A 560-nucleotide genomic window follows, 5' to 3' on the forward strand; every position below is an offset into this window, starting at 1 on the left:
TTGAGCGCCGTGCTCGATGCGCACGACGCGCCCTACTGTTTCGAGTATGCGCAGCACCAGATGGTGAGGCATACCGACCGCAATGGCCTGTCCTTCTACTACAGCCATGCGATGCACGAGGACGGCCAATGGCGCGTGAGCCACGCATTGGGCGACGGCGGCCTGTACGACTACCACTTCGAGTATGACCTTACGCATCTGGAGACGCGCTTCACGGATTCGCTGGGCCACCTCACGGTGCTGCAATACAACGAGCAGCAATGGCCGGTGGCGCGCATCGACGGTGCCGGCGGCGTGCGCAGCTATCAATACGATGGTGAGGGCCGCACGATCGCGGAGGTCGACCCGGCGGGCAACGCGACGGAATGGGAATATGACGGGTACGGCAACCTGCTCGCGCACCGGCTGCCGGATCGCACCGTGGTGCAGACCGAGTATGACGAGCAGCATCGGCCGGTCGCGATCACCGACCCCGAGGGAGGCGTCTGGCGCCAGGCCTGGGATACGCGCGGCAATCTGCTCGAACAGGTGACACCGGCGGGGTGTTCGAGCGTCTTCGG

Annotated in this window: 1 pseudogene; it reads left to right on the forward strand. The window is 65.0% G+C overall.

The features are described from left to right. Positions 1-560: pseudogene (locus QCE88_RS41955) on the forward strand (type IV secretion protein Rhs); the annotation flags it as partial.

This window comes from Caballeronia sp. LZ035, from assembly GCF_031451175.1.
Lineage (GTDB): Bacteria > Pseudomonadota > Gammaproteobacteria > Burkholderiales > Burkholderiaceae > Caballeronia.